The sequence below is a fragment of the Aquimarina amphilecti genome (assembly GCF_900109375.1).
Classification (GTDB): Bacteria; Bacteroidota; Bacteroidia; order Flavobacteriales; family Flavobacteriaceae; genus Aquimarina; species Aquimarina amphilecti.
The window spans coordinates 341,104-356,042 of sequence record NZ_FOAB01000006.1 but is presented as its reverse complement, the minus strand read 5'-3'; the positions used below and the strand labels follow the sequence as shown (position 1 = coordinate 356,042).

Here is a 14,939-nt window from a genome sequence, read left to right as displayed (position 1 = left end):
TACATCTCTAATCTACATTTAGAAATCAATAGTTATGAAACCCTTTTTATTTCTTGTCATACTTTTCATAAGCTATTCCGCTTATAATCAAGAAATAGATGATATTTCGCCAAATCGATATCGATTTAGATACAAGTCAATACTATATAAAGGTTCTAGGTTGCAAATTACTTCGCAAATTAGAACTATAAAAAATAGCCCAAAATTCTCAGGAATACCGGAAGAAATTCAGGTCGAACTTAATAAACTTTTTATTGATGCCAAAAAGCAAGCTTTTCCGAGAATTTATAAAAAGAAGGCAATTTTATTTCTGGATGCATTATATAATTATGAGAAATTTGTAATAATGTATAATGGTGCGCTCTACGAAGTTGTTGAAAAACTTAAAAGAGATATGAAACGTATTGATTTTAAACTAGAAAGACAATATATTAAAGCTAAAACAGCTGTGGATCGTTTAAAAAAGAATGATTCTACAAATATAAAAGAGATACGCTACCTCAGTGAAGAACAACAAAAAAGTTTAGTACGATTGGCCAGTCATCGATGGATGAAGAAAAAATTTGACGGTTATAAAGGTATTAATATTGTAGAAAATCCAGATGATCTTATAACAGAATTTAAAAAAGGAGAAGCTTCATATATATTTTCTCTTTACGGAAAAAAAACTGTGAGTGATATTAAGAACTATTTAGAAAATGAAATTATAGATTTTTACTACAATAAAGCAATCTTAGAAATCGACACAGAAAAACTTGACCTTCAATACATAAATAAATATAACTAGTCAAAAATGATAATGTTTAAAATATTTTGGTAGTTTGCGTTCTTATATGGCTACTAATTCTAAAACATATAAAGTAATTGGATTAATGTCTGGAACTTCTTTAGATGGTTTAGACATTGCCTATTGTCATATAAAAAAAAATGAAGATTCTTGGGCATTTTCCATTCTCAATATTGAAAATGTATCATATTCAGAAGCGTTTAAAAATAAACTAAAAAACGCTGTACATCTTCCTACTACTGATCTATTGGCATTTAATAATACTTATGGAGACTGGCTAGGCACAAAAGTGAAAAACTTTATTGATAAAAATTCGTTAGAAGTGGATTTCATTTCTAGTCACGGTCATACCGTTTTTCATCAACCAGAAATCGGATTAACTTATCAAATTGGTTCTGGTCAACATATCGCCAATACTTCTAATCTAAAAGTGATCTGTGATTTCAGGACAAATGATGTAGCTCTTGGTGGACAAGGTGCTCCTTTAGTACCTATAGGAGATCAACTATTATTTAACGAATATGATTTCTGCCTTAATTTAGGAGGAATTAGTAATATTTCTTTTGACCTAAACGGACAAAGGATAGCATATGACATTTCCCCTGCCAATATGTTGTTAAATCTAATTTGTAACTCTATTAACCTTGAATATGATGATGGAGGTAAACTGGCCAGGACAGGAAAATTGATTGAAGAATTATACAATACACTAAATGGGTTATCATATTATAGAGCCTCATATCCCAAGTCACTTGGATATGAATGGTTTTTAAATGAAGTTATACCTATAATAAAAACAACTAAAGCATCTGCAGAAAATCTATTATATACATCGATCCATCATATAACTGAACAGATTGCTAATGCAATAAAAAAAACGAGAAAAGAAAAATCATCACTATTAATAACTGGAGGAGGTGCCAACAATATCTTTCTAATAGAAGTTTTACAACAAAAATTACAAAATCATACAACAGTCATTATACCTAATGAACATGTTATTGACTATAAGGAAGCTTTAATTTTTGCTTTTATGGGTGTTTTAAGGGATCGAAACGAAATAAACTGTTTACAATCAGTAACTGGCGCTAAGAGAGATTCTTCCTCAGGAATCATCTACTATCCACATTAGAGTTTCCTATTTAGTAACCCACTTATAAAAACTCTCTTACACAAAGACTCAATAACTCAATAAGTATTTCTAAATTTGTCAAAAAAAATATTGGGAATGCTTATTATTGGTATAGCTGGAGGAACCGGTTGTGGAAAAACAACTGTAGTCAATCAAATTGTTAATGAATTACCTGAAAATGAAGTATGTGTAATATCTCAGGATTCTTACTACAAAGATACTAGTCATCTTAGGTATGAAGAACGAACAAAAATTAATTTTGATCATCCTCAGTCTATCGACTTTGAATTATTAGGAGAACATCTTAGTGCCTTGAGGAAAGGAGAAACTATTGAACAACCCGTTTACTCCTTTGTGGAACATAACCGCACTAAAGAAACTATATTAACCAAACCAAGTAAAGTAATTATTGTAGAAGGTATTTTGATTCTTACAAATCCAAAAATTCGGGAAATGTTCGATATCAAAATATACGTACAAACTGATAGTGATGAACGTCTAATCCGTCGTTTAAAACGTGATATAGCAGAAAGAGGTCGTGATATGGAAGAAGTTTTAGATAGATATCAAAATACACTAAAACCAATGCACCAACAATTCATTGATCCTACAAAAGAGTTTGCGGATCTTATTATTCCTAATAATAATTACAATAATGTGGCAATTGATATTGTTCGTACTATAGTAAAAGAACGCTTGAATTAACTTTTGTACCTTTATAAACTAATAAATCATTTAATCTAAATTGAAGCTACAACGCTATTTCGAAAAGCTTAGGAATACTCCTGCATTGATTCCGGTTTTTGCCATATTTTTCAACAAATATGTGCTTATCATTTTGGTATTCGTAGTTTGGATTCTATTTTTAGATACCAATTCTTGGCTTATTCATAGAGAATTAGATCAAGAAATTGACGAATTAAAGGACAATAAAGAATATTATAAAAAAGAAATTGTCAAAGATCAAAAGAACATAAAAATTCTAAAAGATAGTGGTGAGCTTGAAAAATTTGCTAGAGAAGAATATTTTATGAAAAGAGATAACGAGGAAATTTATATTATCGAATACGAAGACAGTATCCCTAAAAAAAAGAAAGATGACTAAAACTTTATTTAATGATTTTGATAAAGTTTCTGCAAAAGAATGGAAACAAAAAATTCAATTTGATTTAAAAGGTGCTGATTATAATGAAGCACTTATATATAAATCTTATGAAGGTATAGATGTTAAACCATTCTATAATGAAGAAGATATCACTACGGATCATAGAAATGTGAATCATCCATCTTCTTGGAAAAACTCCCAACAGATCAATGTCGAAGATGCAGTTTCAGGAAATAATGCTGCATTAACAGCTATAAAAAAAGGAGCAGAGACTATTTATTTTACAATTACTACCGATAAAATTGATCCTGCTATATTATTGTCTGGGATTTCCCCAGATATTATTGTCTTTATTGAGACCTTATTTTTATCTAAAGATTATATCGGCAATTTAAACAGCTGTGCTCTTAAATTAGATTTTTCTATCCATTTACTTATAGACATCATTGGAAACTTAGCAACAACAGGAAACTGGCACAAAAGTTTAAAAGATGATCATACAAAGTTAGAAAATATTATTTCTGAAAACTCTAATCTAAAAATTAGTATCACCGCAGACCTTAGTATACTTCAAAATTCTGGAGCTACCATGGTTCAACAATTAGCATATGGGTTAGCGCACATCAATGAATATCTTAACTATTTCGAAAACAGAAAAGACACTTCTTTCACAAAAACACCTGTTATTTTTAAGGTAGCAGTTGGGGGAAATTATTTTTTCGAAATTGCAAAATTAAGAGCTTTAAGAATATTATGGAATTCTTTATCGGAAGAATATAATATGTTAAAAAAATGTTATATATTCGCACATCCTTCACACAGAAATAAAACAATTTTAGATTATAACGTAAATATGCTTCGTACAACTACTGAGTGTATGAGCGCTATCTTAGGCGGGGCAAATATTATTCATAATTTAAGATATGATGATATTTATAATCTAGAAAATGACTTTGGAACTAGAATAGCGATCAATCAATTATTGATCTTAAAAAATGAAAGTTATTTTGATATTGTAAACAATCCTTCATCCGGATCTTATTATATCGAAAGCTTAACGAATCAACTGGCAGATAAGTCACTATCGTTATTTAAAAATATTGAAGAAAGTGGTGGTTATCTACAACAATTGAAAGCTGGAACGATTCAGAAAAAAATAAAAGAAAGTGCCGATAAGGAACAAGAGCTTTTCGACAAAGAAGAAATTATTTTAACAGGTGCAAATACTTATAAAAACCCTGAAGAAGTAATTCCTCCATTACAAAAAGCTTTATTTAAAGAAAAGAACGTAAGAAAAACGTTAATAAACCCAATTATTAGTAGAAGATTGTGTGAAAAAATCGAGAAAAACATTATATAACGCAAATAATTAATATTTTATTGTTAACTTTCGTTGATATTAACATTTAACTAACAAATAATTAACAAAACTAAATCTTAATCGATGCCCCAAATGATTAGATCTAGAATCGCTTTAATAGCATTTTTACTTATAACGATATTTGGCCACTCTCAAAGTGGTATCAATTGTCTAAGTGTAGACAGCAGTGGACTTTATTCCAAAGCCTTTAATTCATTCGAAAAAGACTTATTTGCGCATTACAAATTTGGAAACGATTCCATAAAAACATACCGTACTTTTCTAGCAGAAGTTGCAAGTTTATCTCTCGATTTAAGAAAATTACCGTCTAACAACTCCATTCAATTAGCACGAGTTTTCAAAAAGAAATCTAGTGACCCTAATTCAATTTGGGTTAAGTTAAGTGATTACGAAAATCAGGAAGCAACTAAAAAAGCCTCTCCTTATACGAATCCATCTAAAAAAGATGAGGAAGAAATACTTATATTTAATTACAGAGGAGGATTGATTCAATGCTTAAAGAACAACAGTGCTAGTGATGATTTTCAAAACATAATTAGCACACTAGAAGAAGATGGTAATGTAAGTACATCCTTGATTGCACAAAGAATTTACTATATCCCCGACAAAAAATTTAAAGCTTCTGAAATAAAGAAATTTATTGCTTTTGATATATATTATTCAATTCTAATGGTTATCGAAAAAGCATTTGGCTAAACATTATTGCAATATTCTTTCATAAACAGTTAACATATTTTATATTTTCTAAAATAGATCATTAATAAAACCGTAATTTTACATTTTTATCAATGATTTTCTTCAATGAAAATAAGGTATAATCTTCTAATTTATATCTTATATAGACTCGCTTCTTGTAACTTATAAAGCAAGAAACTTGGAATTGGATTGAAAAAATGAAATTTTAAAATGACCAGAAAGAATATTCAAAACATTACACTGAAAAAGGAATATAGTGTTCCTAAAACTCCTTCAGAAAACAAAACTTTTATTACTTCCGAAGGAATTGAAATAAAAGAAGAATATACAAGTGACGAAATTAAGGATCTTAATCATCTTAATTTTGCAGCAGGAATTCCTCCATATTTAAGAGGGCCGTATTCTACAATGTATGTAAGAAGACCATGGACAATTAGACAATATGCTGGTTTCTCTACAGCAGAAGAAAGTAATGCTTTTTACCGAAGAAATCTGGCGGCTGGTCAAAAGGGATTATCAGTTGCATTTGATCTTGCTACACACCGAGGATATGACAGTGATCACGAAAGAGTATTTGGGGATGTAGGAATGGCGGGAGTAGCCATTGATACTGTAGAAGATATGAAAGTACTCTTCGATCAGATACCATTAGATAAGATGTCGGTTTCTATGACTATGAATGGGGCAGTTTTGCCTATAATGGCTTTTTACATTGTTGCAGCAGAAGAACAAGGGGTAGATCAGAAACTTCTATCTGGTACTATTCAAAATGATATCCTTAAGGAGTTTATGGTACGTAATACCTACATCTATCCTCCTACTCCATCCATGAGAATTATTAGTGATATTTTTAAATATTGTTCTAAAAATATGCCTAAGTTTAATCCAATAAGTATTTCCGGATACCATATGCAAGAAGCAGGAGCTACTTGTGATATTGAATTAGCATATACACTAGCCGATGGGTTAGAATATATTAGAAAAGGAATTGATGCCGGTTTAGACGTAGATTCTTTTGCTCCTCGCCTATCCTTCTTTTGGGCAATTGGGATGAATCATTTTATGGAAATTGCAAAAATGCGAGCAGCTCGAATGCTTTGGGCTAAATTAATCAAGCAATTTAACCCTAAGAATCCAAAATCCTTAATGCTAAGAACACATTGTCAAACTAGTGGATGGAGTTTAACAGCGCAGGATCCTTTTAACAATGTCGCTAGAACATGTATTGAAGCAAGTGCAGCAGCTTTTGGAGGGACTCAAAGTTTACATACCAATGCTTTAGATGAAGCAATTGCTTTACCTACAGATTTTTCTGCAAGAATAGCTAGAAATACACAAATATACCTTCAAGAAGAAACACAAATCAACAGAACTGTTGACCCATGGGCAGGAAGTTTTTATGTCGAATCTTTGACAAACGATATTGCAGAAAAGGCTTGGAAACTCCTCGAAGAAGTAGAGGAATTAGGTGGTATGACCAAAGCAATAGAAGCTGGAATTCCTAAAATGCGTATTGAAGAAGCTGCTGCTCGTAAGCAAGCTAGAATAGACAGTGAACAAGATGTTATCATTGGGGTAAACAAATTTCAACTAGAAGAAGAAGAACATATAGCTACGCTAAAAGTAGATAACAATGCCGTTAGAAATCAGCAAATTGAAGGGTTAACAAAGGTTAAGGAATCGAGAAATGAAAAAGCTGTAAAAGAAGCTCTAAATAATTTATCCGAAGCAGCTAAAAATGATCATCAAAATTTATTAGCTTTAGCAGTAGATGCAGCTAGATTAAGAGCTACCTTAGGAGAAATTAGCGATGCTCTTGAAAAAGAATTCGGAAGATATAAAGCAGAAATCAAATCATTTACTGGAGTGTACGCTAAAGAAATAAAAAATGATAAGTCTTTTAATAAGGCTAGAGAACTTGCAAATCAATTTGCAGACTTAGAAGGTCGAAGACCTAGAATAATGATTGCAAAAATGGGGCAAGACGGTCATGATCGAGGAGCTAAAGTTGTAGCTACTAGTTATGCTGATGTAGGTTTTGATGTCGATATAGGTCCTTTATTTCAAACTCCTATTGAAGCTGCCAAACAAGCCGTAGAAAATGATGTACATATCGTAGGAGTTTCTTCATTAGCTGGAGGACACAAAACACTAGTACCGCAAATTATTGCTGAGTTAAAAAAATATGGAAGAGAAGATATCATGGTAATTGTAGGTGGAGTGATTCCTCCCGATGATTATGAGTTCTTATTTCAAGAAGGTGCTGTTGCTATATTTGGTCCTGGAACCAAAATTAGTGATGCAGCAATTACGATACTTGATATCTTAATTTCTACATTTGAATAATTTTAAAATACTATGCGTGCATAGTATTTTAAATATAAATTGTAACTTTCACAAAAAATAATGACATTATAATACATAACATATGAGCTATACTGATAAAATGCTTCGAGATGGAGCCCTTGAAGGAAAAAACATTGTAGTTACCGGAGGTGGTAGCGGACTTGGAAAGTCTATGACTAAGTATTTTATGGAACTTGGAGCTAAAGTAGCTATAACTTCTCGTAATCTCGAAAAATTACAAGGTACGGCTAAAGAGCTAGAGTCAGAAACTGGAGGTACTTGTTTACCACTTCAGTGTGATGTAAGGCATTATGATCAAGTAGAAGCGATGAGAGATCAGGTTTTAGAGAAATTCGGAACCGTAGATATACTATTAAATAACGCAGCTGGAAATTTCATCTCCCCTACAGAACGTTTATCTGCTAACGCCTTTGATACCATTATTGATATTGTATTAAAAGGAACCAAAAACTGCACACTTGCATTTGGTAAGCATTGGATTGACACAAAATATCAAAATACTAATGTTTTAAATATAGTAACAACTTATGCTTGGACAGGTTCTGCATATGTAGTACCAAGTGCTACTGCAAAAGCTGGTGTATTAGCTATGACAAGATCTCTCGCTGTAGAATGGGCTAAGTATGGAATGCGTTTTAATGCTATTGCACCTGGACCTTTCCCCACAAAAGGAGCTTGGGATAGACTTTTACCAGGTGATATGAAAGATAAGTTTGATCTTGCTAAGAAAGTACCTCTTAAACGTGTAGGTGATCATCAAGAATTAGCTAACCTGGCAGCATACCTTGTATCCGATTTTTCTGCATATGTTAATGGAGAGGTAATCACACTAGATGGAGGAGAATGGCTAAAAGGAGCTGGTCAGTTTAACATGCTAGAACAAGTACCTGAAGAAATGTGGGATATGCTAGAAGCTGCAATTCGAGCTAAAAAGAATAAATAAGTAACACTTTTTTATCAAAATTTTAATAGAACTGAATATCAGAAAACCTGATATTCAGTTTTTTTGTTAAGACTTGTTTTCTTCTTAAAAAAAGAAGTTTTTATTACTTATTTAATTTGTTCAATAATTCTTTTGCTTTACTCTGATTGTAAAGAGAATCCTGTACTATAGTTTCTAGATTTTTAACTGCTTCATCTATTCTATCAGATTTCAAAAACACCAATGATTTAAACCAATACCCCTTTTCCCCGTCAACTAAATCGCTATCAATTAAAGTATTTAATATTTCCTGAGCCTTGTTATATTCTTTTAATTCAGTATGAGATATTGCCTTATACAAATACAGTAAACTATTCTTTTTATCTTCTTCTAAGGCCTTATCTAAATATATGATCGCTCTTTCGTATTTCTTGCTCTTAAAATCACTTTCGGCTTCTACTAAATTGTTTTCCTCTACATGCACTCCCCTATTCACAAGAGATGGCAATTTTTCTTTCATAATATACTCTGTATAAAGCTCTTCAGTAGTAACAGAAGAATTAAAAAAGAAAATACTAAATGCAATTATTACCACTACAACTGCCGCTATAGATGAAAGAGTGAAAATGTTTCTATTCGTTCGATTTTGATATTGGAATGATGCTTTTTCTATATTTTCCTTTATTTCCTGAGTCTTCGAATCATTAAACAAAATATCATACTCTTCTATTTCTTTGGTCTGCTTTTTAGTGTAGTAACTCCAATCTTTATCATTAAGGCCTTCAAAAAGTTGTTTTTCCAAGAGGTATGATTTTTTAAATTCATCATCCGTTTCTATTCTGTTTAGAAAATCAATTCTATCTTCTTCAGAAAGTTCATCTCTTAAAAACTGTTCTATTAATATATCTTCTTCTAAACTCATATTTCGATCAATGATTTATATCTTTCATCGTTTTCAATTAACTCTATTAGCTTCTTTTTACATTTAAAAACACGTTGTCTAACTGCAGATTCAGAATTATATTCAGTAGTTGCTACTATTTCTTTATAAGGTGTTTTAGCAAAAAAAAGTGTCAATATATTTTTACAATTGCCTGAAATTTTATCTAATTTTTCAACGAACAATTCCTGTCGTTTTTGTTCCATAACCGCTAATGAATAATCTCTATACTCACTTGTCAGTTCAATAATACCCTTATTTGTTACCCTCTTTTTGTAACTATTTAACTCTCTCCTCCATAAATTTTTACAAACTTTAAACAAATATCCACCAAAACTAGTCTCGATAGTAATACCTTCTTTTCTATGCCGCACTGCAATTTGTAGTAATGCCTTTTGAAAAACATCTTTTGCATCCTCCTCATTACCATTGTTTTGTAAAACAAATTTCTTTACTAAAGGAAAATTTGTTGTGTAAACTTTATTGATGATTTTAGAATCTCCATCTATAAGTGCGTCCAAGACATTCTTCCCCATTATTATTTTTTTGTAAAGCAAAAGTAAAATTTTATACTTTCGCATGGGTAACATTATATATTTTTCTGAACAGAGGAGTAAATCAAAAAAAAGTAAAAAATGAAAAATCAATTTTTATTAGGAGTACTTGCTCTTTTCAGTATAATCAGTTGTGAACAAAAGGAACTTCTTGTCAACAATGATAACTCTAAAACAGAATCATTGTTAGAAAATAAATCCACTACAGGTATTCCATATGCGGAAGTTCTTATTACTCATCAACCGGGATTTCCAGAATTTAAAAAAGAAGCTAAAAGAATATGTTTTGCAGATTACTTTGACGTAACCATTCAAAGTGTGACGCAATGCAACACTAACCCGAATACAGAAATATTAAGATTTCCAAATACAGTTTTAAGACCTACAAATGGAGATCCGCTTGAAGCTGATGATGAAGACGAGCAAAAACCACCACCATTATACTTAGAATTCAATCCTATTGTCATTTCTGTTGATCAACTATCAGAAGCCGCTAGTGAATGTGGTCTTTTAGATGCTACTGAAATAATCAACTGTGATAATCTGATTATTTTTTAGAATGTATTTAAAATTTAAGTTTTATATACTTACTTTTTTTTTATTCTTTTCAGTTCTTTTAGTACAAAAACTAAATGCTCAATATAGCTACCAAGAGATTAAATCCTTAAGCTTAACTGAAGATATTACAGAAAAAAAAGCAGACCATATACTTAATTCGATATTAAAAAGGGATACGCTCTATGCTAAAACAGCACACAGCTTATCCTTTTTCTTTAAAAAGAATCAAAAAAATTATGATTTAGCCATAAAATATGGTCGAATTGAGATAGCAACTTTAGATAGCTTAAACATCAATGATAGTAATTACACCAATGGTTTATATAATTTAGGCAAATTCTTTTTTTTAAAAGAAAAATACGATAAGGCTATAGAATACTACAACAAAGCGATTAAATCCAATAAATTCCCTAAAAAAGTTGCCCAATCGTATTGTGAAATTGCGGATTGTTATTTTGAAAAAGGAGATTATTATAAATCCATAAATTATTATAATAAAGGCTTACCTCTTCTAGAGAAACACGGATCAGAAGTAAGTCTTGTTTTAAAATACAATCAGCTTTCTAAAAATTGTAATAAAATGAATTCTAAAGAAAGTACTGATCTTGGAATTTATTATTTAAAAAAAGGAGATAGTATCATCAAAAACTCTCCAGAAACTAATAGGTTTAACCGTTATATTCATGGTTTAAACACGGGTTTCGCAAATCTATATGCATTGCCGCATAGGTACAATTTTAATAAAGCGAAGGACTATTATAACCAAAACCTTCGTAGTTCTTTATCCGAAGATGATAGTTTAACAATAGCTAATACATATTTAAACATAGGAGAATTATATTTAAAAAGAAAAAATGATAGCTGCCTTTATTTTTTCAAAGAAAGTTTACGATATGACTCGATAAAAAAAACAGACACTTATGAAACTTATAGAAACTTAGCCGATTATTATACCTCTAAACTAGAATACAATAAAGCACTATCCCAAGTAGAAACATCTATAACTCATAATTTGAGGATTACGTCATCGGTTAATCTTGATTTAATTTCTATAAAAAAATTGTTAGATCTTAAAGATCAAAGATCAATCATTAGTGCCCTAAAAGCTAAAACAAAAATATTATTAAGCCTTTACGAAAAAGAGCATAATAATGAACATTTACTAGAAGGTATTAAAACGGTTCATTTTGCCAATAAGTTGGTTACACTACTTGTAAACTATAGCACTGAAACGGCAACTAAATATCTATGGCGAGAAGAAGTTTCTGAAATCTTTAATTTAGGTGTTTATATTTCCTATTTATTAAAGGACTCAGAATTAATGTTTCAGTTTATAGAAGAAGACAAAGCATTTCTTCTAACTCAGGATATTAATGCTAATATTAAAAATGTAAACCTTCCTCAACATATTATTAACAAACAAATACAATTTAGAAAAAGAATCCTTGAATTAGAGAGCAAAAATAAAAATAGCAATCTATCTCAAAAAAAAGATTCTCTGTTTAACCTCAAGATTGTCTATCAGAATTTTAAAGATTCTCTTCAAGAGAAGTATCCCACTTATTTCGAAAACAAAAATAAAGTACAACTGATTTCGTTAGAAGATGCAATTGCACAATTAGACAACGAAAGTGTTGTTATTTCATATAGCATATTAAACAACACGAATGAAATAAATCAAAAAACTATTTTAGGTGTATTCATCTCTAAAACTGCCACTATTCCTTTTAAAGTTGAAGACTCACAAGAGACCTTAAAGCAGTTAAAAAAGTATAAAAAAGTAATTTCAAAACCATTAAGAACCAAAAAGGAATTTCACCAATTTTATAAGATATCGTACCTTTTATATAATAATCTTATGCCAACCGATAGGATCAAAAAAGGTATTCATAAAAAACATCTTATTGTTATTCTTGATGATGAATTACAAAACACACCTTTCGAAGCTTTTACTACGACTAACAATAAACTAAAGTATCTTATAGAAGATCATGACTTAAGTTATGCGTATTCCTTGTCGTTCCTAAATTTCAATAAAGACATTCAAAGAAAGTATACTAAAGAACTATCCTCTTTTGCGCCTGTACATTTTAATCTATCCAAACTCCCCTCCTTAACATATTCAGAAAATGAAATTAATCAGATTCATGAGATGTTTACTTCAAGTCAAAGTTATATGCACGTTAATGCGTCTAAAAACAACTTCTTAAGCAGTAGCATTGATTCTAAAATTATTCATTTAGCAACACACGCTGATGCTAGCAAAAAACCTGTAATTTATTTCGCAAAAGATTCATTAGAACTTCACGAACTCTATACATACAAAAACAATGCTGATTTAGTTGTTTTAAGTGCCTGCGAAACAAATCTTGGGGAAGTTAAAAAAGGAGAAGGAGTGCTCAACCTTACCCGAGGTTTCTTTTATTCTGGTGCAAATTCGGTTATTTCATCCATTTGGAAAATTAATGATGGTACAAGCTCCTCAATCATGCAAGATTTTTATTCTAACTTAAAAGACAAACAGTCAAAAGTCTCAGCATTAAACAATGCGAAGAGAAAATACTTATCAGAAAACAGCTTATCAGAAAAATCACCTTATTACTGGGCCTCATTTATTCTAGTGGGCGATACTGAACCAACCTTCAATAGTAGCTTTCACGCTTATTACCTAATCGCATTTTTACTACTTCTAGTTTTATTTTTATTTTTTATGAAAAAAAAAGGGTAACATTTCAATCATTATTGAACAGTCTCGTAAATATTCTAAATTTTGAAAGACAGTTTAATATATATTACACAAAGATTATTAAAAAAGAATAAAATTTCTTTTGATAAAAAAGAGTTTAGTTTTCAGATCCAAAGTCATCCATCATACCCAAGCTTACATGCAATAACTGGAGTATTAGATCATTTTAACATAGAGAACATTGCAGCCGATGTTCCCGTAAACTCAGAAACACTAGCACAATTACCTAATAATTTTTTAGCCCAGATCTATCTTGATAATAATGGTAAAGACCTAGTATTTGTTGAAAAAGACAAAAAAACAAAAGATTATAACATCCTTTCAAAGGATAACGAAAAGGAAACTGTCTCTCAAGAACAATTCTTACAAAAATTTACGGGAATTATAGTAGCTGTAGAAAATGAAAAAAGTGAAAGTAAAACCGTAAAAACGTCTAATACAAAAGAAATCTTATTATTTGGTGTACTTACAGTCTCGTTTTTTATAGCGTTATTTTATCAACGACCCCTATTAATTAATCTTGTTCATACCTCATTATCTATACTCGGGATTATAATTAGTTTAGTGATACTAAAACAAGAAAATGGAGAAAAAACGAGTATTGGAAATGCATTTTGCTCAGGAAATACAGAAAAAAAAGATTGTGATGCTGTTTTAACTTCTAAAGGAGCAAATCTTTTTAAAGGTCATAAACTAAGCGATCTAAGTTTACTGTATTTTTCGGGCTTAACTCTTACTTCTTTATTACTCACCGCAAATTTTTACACGATTCATCTCATTAGCATTTTAGCTTCTATTATTACATTATACTCGATATACTACCAATATGCTATTATCAAAAAATGGTGTTTACTATGTTTAACAATAGTTGGCATTTTATGGGTACAATCTGTCATTAGCTATTCCAGTATTGAATCATCTAATTTAATTACAGTATACAGTATTGCCATATTCATTTTAAGTTATACTATCGTGTACACCATCTGGAATTATTTAAAACCCATTTTTATACAGCAAAAAGATCTACAAAAAAACAAAATAGCGTATCTAAAATTTAGAAGGAATTACACTTTATTTGACAGTTTACTCCAAAGGTCTGCAACATTAGATACTAACATAGACAATTTGCAAGAAATAATTTTTGGAAACGCTTCTTCCAAATTAGAACTACTAATTGTTACGAATCCCTTTTGTGGACATTGTAAACCAGTACACACAATTATTGAAGACATTTTAAAACGACACGAGAATAATGTTAGAATAATAGTTCGTTTTAACACTAATGTGGACCATTTAGAATCAAATCAAATAAAAGTAACAAGTAGATTAGTAGAGCTATATAATACACAAGGCCCAGAAATATGCCGACAAGCAATGAGCGCTATTTATCAAGGAGAGAACGTTGAAAAATGGATCCAGACTTGGGGAGTTACTAATAACTTAAAAGCTAGTTTAACTGTTTTGACTATTGAAAAAGAATGGTGCACTAATAATGCTATGAATTTTACCCCAGAAATACTAATAAACGGAAAGGCTTATCCAAAAGAATATGAAAGACAAGATCTACTATTTTTCATAGAAGATTTAGAAGAAAGCCACAATACTGAATCGGCACTTACCTATTAATATCAATAGCAAAACCCCAGTTTGGGGTTTTGCATAAACATATTCTCTCGCGAAGAATAGACACATAAAGTGAGTGTCTTAAAATGTTCACTGCAAAAATAATTTTTAAATATTTATTATGAAAA

At 30.6% G+C, this 14,939-nt stretch carries 13 protein-coding genes; 11 read left to right on the top strand and 2 right to left on the bottom strand.

Going from position 1 to position 14,939, the window contains the following annotated elements; genetic code table 11:
- Positions 1 to 34 precede the first annotated feature (34 nt).
- The 8 genes from BMY33_RS17335 (at position 35) to BMY33_RS17300 (ending at position 8,411) form a co-directional block, all read left to right on the top strand.
- On the top strand, positions 35 to 787 hold the full coding sequence (locus BMY33_RS17335) for a hypothetical protein (RefSeq protein ID WP_091410892.1): 753 nt from the start codon (positions 35 to 37) through the stop codon (positions 785 to 787).
- A gap of 34 nt (positions 788 to 821) precedes the next feature.
- On the top strand, positions 822 to 1,919 hold the full coding sequence (locus BMY33_RS17330; RefSeq protein WP_244543047.1) for an anhydro-N-acetylmuramic acid kinase: 1,098 nt from the start codon (positions 822 to 824) through the stop codon (positions 1,917 to 1,919).
- Positions 1,920 to 2,015: 96 nt separating this feature from the next.
- The gene (udk, locus tag BMY33_RS17325) at positions 2,016 to 2,624 is read left to right on the top strand and encodes a uridine kinase (RefSeq protein WP_091410889.1); all 609 of its coding nucleotides are present in this window, start codon (positions 2,016 to 2,018) and stop codon (positions 2,622 to 2,624) included.
- A 40-nt stretch (positions 2,625 to 2,664) separates the two neighbouring features.
- Positions 2,665 to 3,024 (top strand): FtsB family cell division protein, encoded by a 360-nt coding sequence (locus BMY33_RS17320; protein WP_425284232.1) that lies wholly within the window; start codon positions 2,665 to 2,667, stop codon positions 3,022 to 3,024.
- Positions 3,017 to 4,384 carry a methylmalonyl-CoA mutase subunit beta gene (locus BMY33_RS17315; RefSeq protein WP_091410886.1) on the top strand — a complete coding sequence of 456 codons (1,368 nt, stop codon included), beginning with the start codon at positions 3,017 to 3,019 and terminating at the stop codon, positions 4,382 to 4,384. The genes BMY33_RS17320 and BMY33_RS17315 overlap by 8 nt, the downstream gene beginning before the upstream one ends.
- Positions 4,385 to 4,477: 93 nt before the next feature.
- Positions 4,478 to 5,101, top strand: a complete 624-nt coding sequence (locus BMY33_RS17310; protein ID WP_091410884.1) for a hypothetical protein — start codon at positions 4,478 to 4,480, stop codon at positions 5,099 to 5,101.
- Positions 5,102 to 5,311: 210 nt separating this feature from the next.
- Positions 5,312 to 7,447 carry a methylmalonyl-CoA mutase gene (gene scpA / locus BMY33_RS17305; RefSeq protein ID WP_091410882.1) on the top strand — a complete coding sequence of 712 codons (2,136 nt, stop codon included), beginning with the start codon at positions 5,312 to 5,314 and terminating at the stop codon, positions 7,445 to 7,447.
- A gap of 82 nt (positions 7,448 to 7,529) precedes the next feature.
- Complete coding sequence (locus tag BMY33_RS17300; RefSeq protein WP_091410881.1) at positions 7,530 to 8,411, top strand: SDR family oxidoreductase; 882 nt, start codon at positions 7,530 to 7,532, stop codon at positions 8,409 to 8,411.
- 103 nt (positions 8,412 to 8,514) lie between these two features.
- Here BMY33_RS17300 and BMY33_RS17295 read toward each other — a convergent pair whose 3' ends face one another.
- Together BMY33_RS17295 and BMY33_RS17290 are read right to left on the bottom strand one after the other, a co-directional pair.
- The gene (locus BMY33_RS17295) at positions 8,515 to 9,312 is read right to left on the bottom strand and encodes a tetratricopeptide repeat protein (RefSeq protein ID WP_091410879.1); all 798 of its coding nucleotides are present in this window, start codon (positions 9,310 to 9,312) and stop codon (positions 8,515 to 8,517) included.
- Positions 9,309 to 9,866 (bottom strand): RNA polymerase sigma factor, encoded by a 558-nt coding sequence (locus tag BMY33_RS17290; RefSeq protein WP_091410987.1) that lies wholly within the window; start codon positions 9,864 to 9,866, stop codon positions 9,309 to 9,311. Before BMY33_RS17290 ends, BMY33_RS17295 begins: the two co-directional genes overlap by 4 nt.
- A gap of 99 nt (positions 9,867 to 9,965) precedes the next feature.
- Here BMY33_RS17290 and BMY33_RS17285 point away from each other — a divergent pair, with 99 nt between their 5' ends.
- The 3 genes from BMY33_RS17285 to BMY33_RS17275 are packed head-to-tail and all read left to right on the top strand — an operon-like array spanning position 9,966 to position 14,814.
- The gene (locus tag BMY33_RS17285) at positions 9,966 to 10,442 is read left to right on the top strand and encodes a hypothetical protein (RefSeq protein ID WP_091410878.1); all 477 of its coding nucleotides are present in this window, start codon (positions 9,966 to 9,968) and stop codon (positions 10,440 to 10,442) included.
- Position 10,443: 1 nt separating this feature from the next.
- Positions 10,444 to 13,170 (top strand): CHAT domain-containing protein, encoded by a 2,727-nt coding sequence (locus BMY33_RS17280; protein ID WP_091410877.1) that lies wholly within the window; start codon positions 10,444 to 10,446, stop codon positions 13,168 to 13,170.
- Between the two features lie 42 nt (positions 13,171 to 13,212).
- Positions 13,213 to 14,814 carry a vitamin K epoxide reductase family protein gene (locus tag BMY33_RS17275; protein ID WP_170837116.1) on the top strand — a complete coding sequence of 534 codons (1,602 nt, stop codon included), beginning with the start codon at positions 13,213 to 13,215 and terminating at the stop codon, positions 14,812 to 14,814.
- The last annotated feature ends 125 nt before the right edge of the window (positions 14,815 to 14,939 follow it).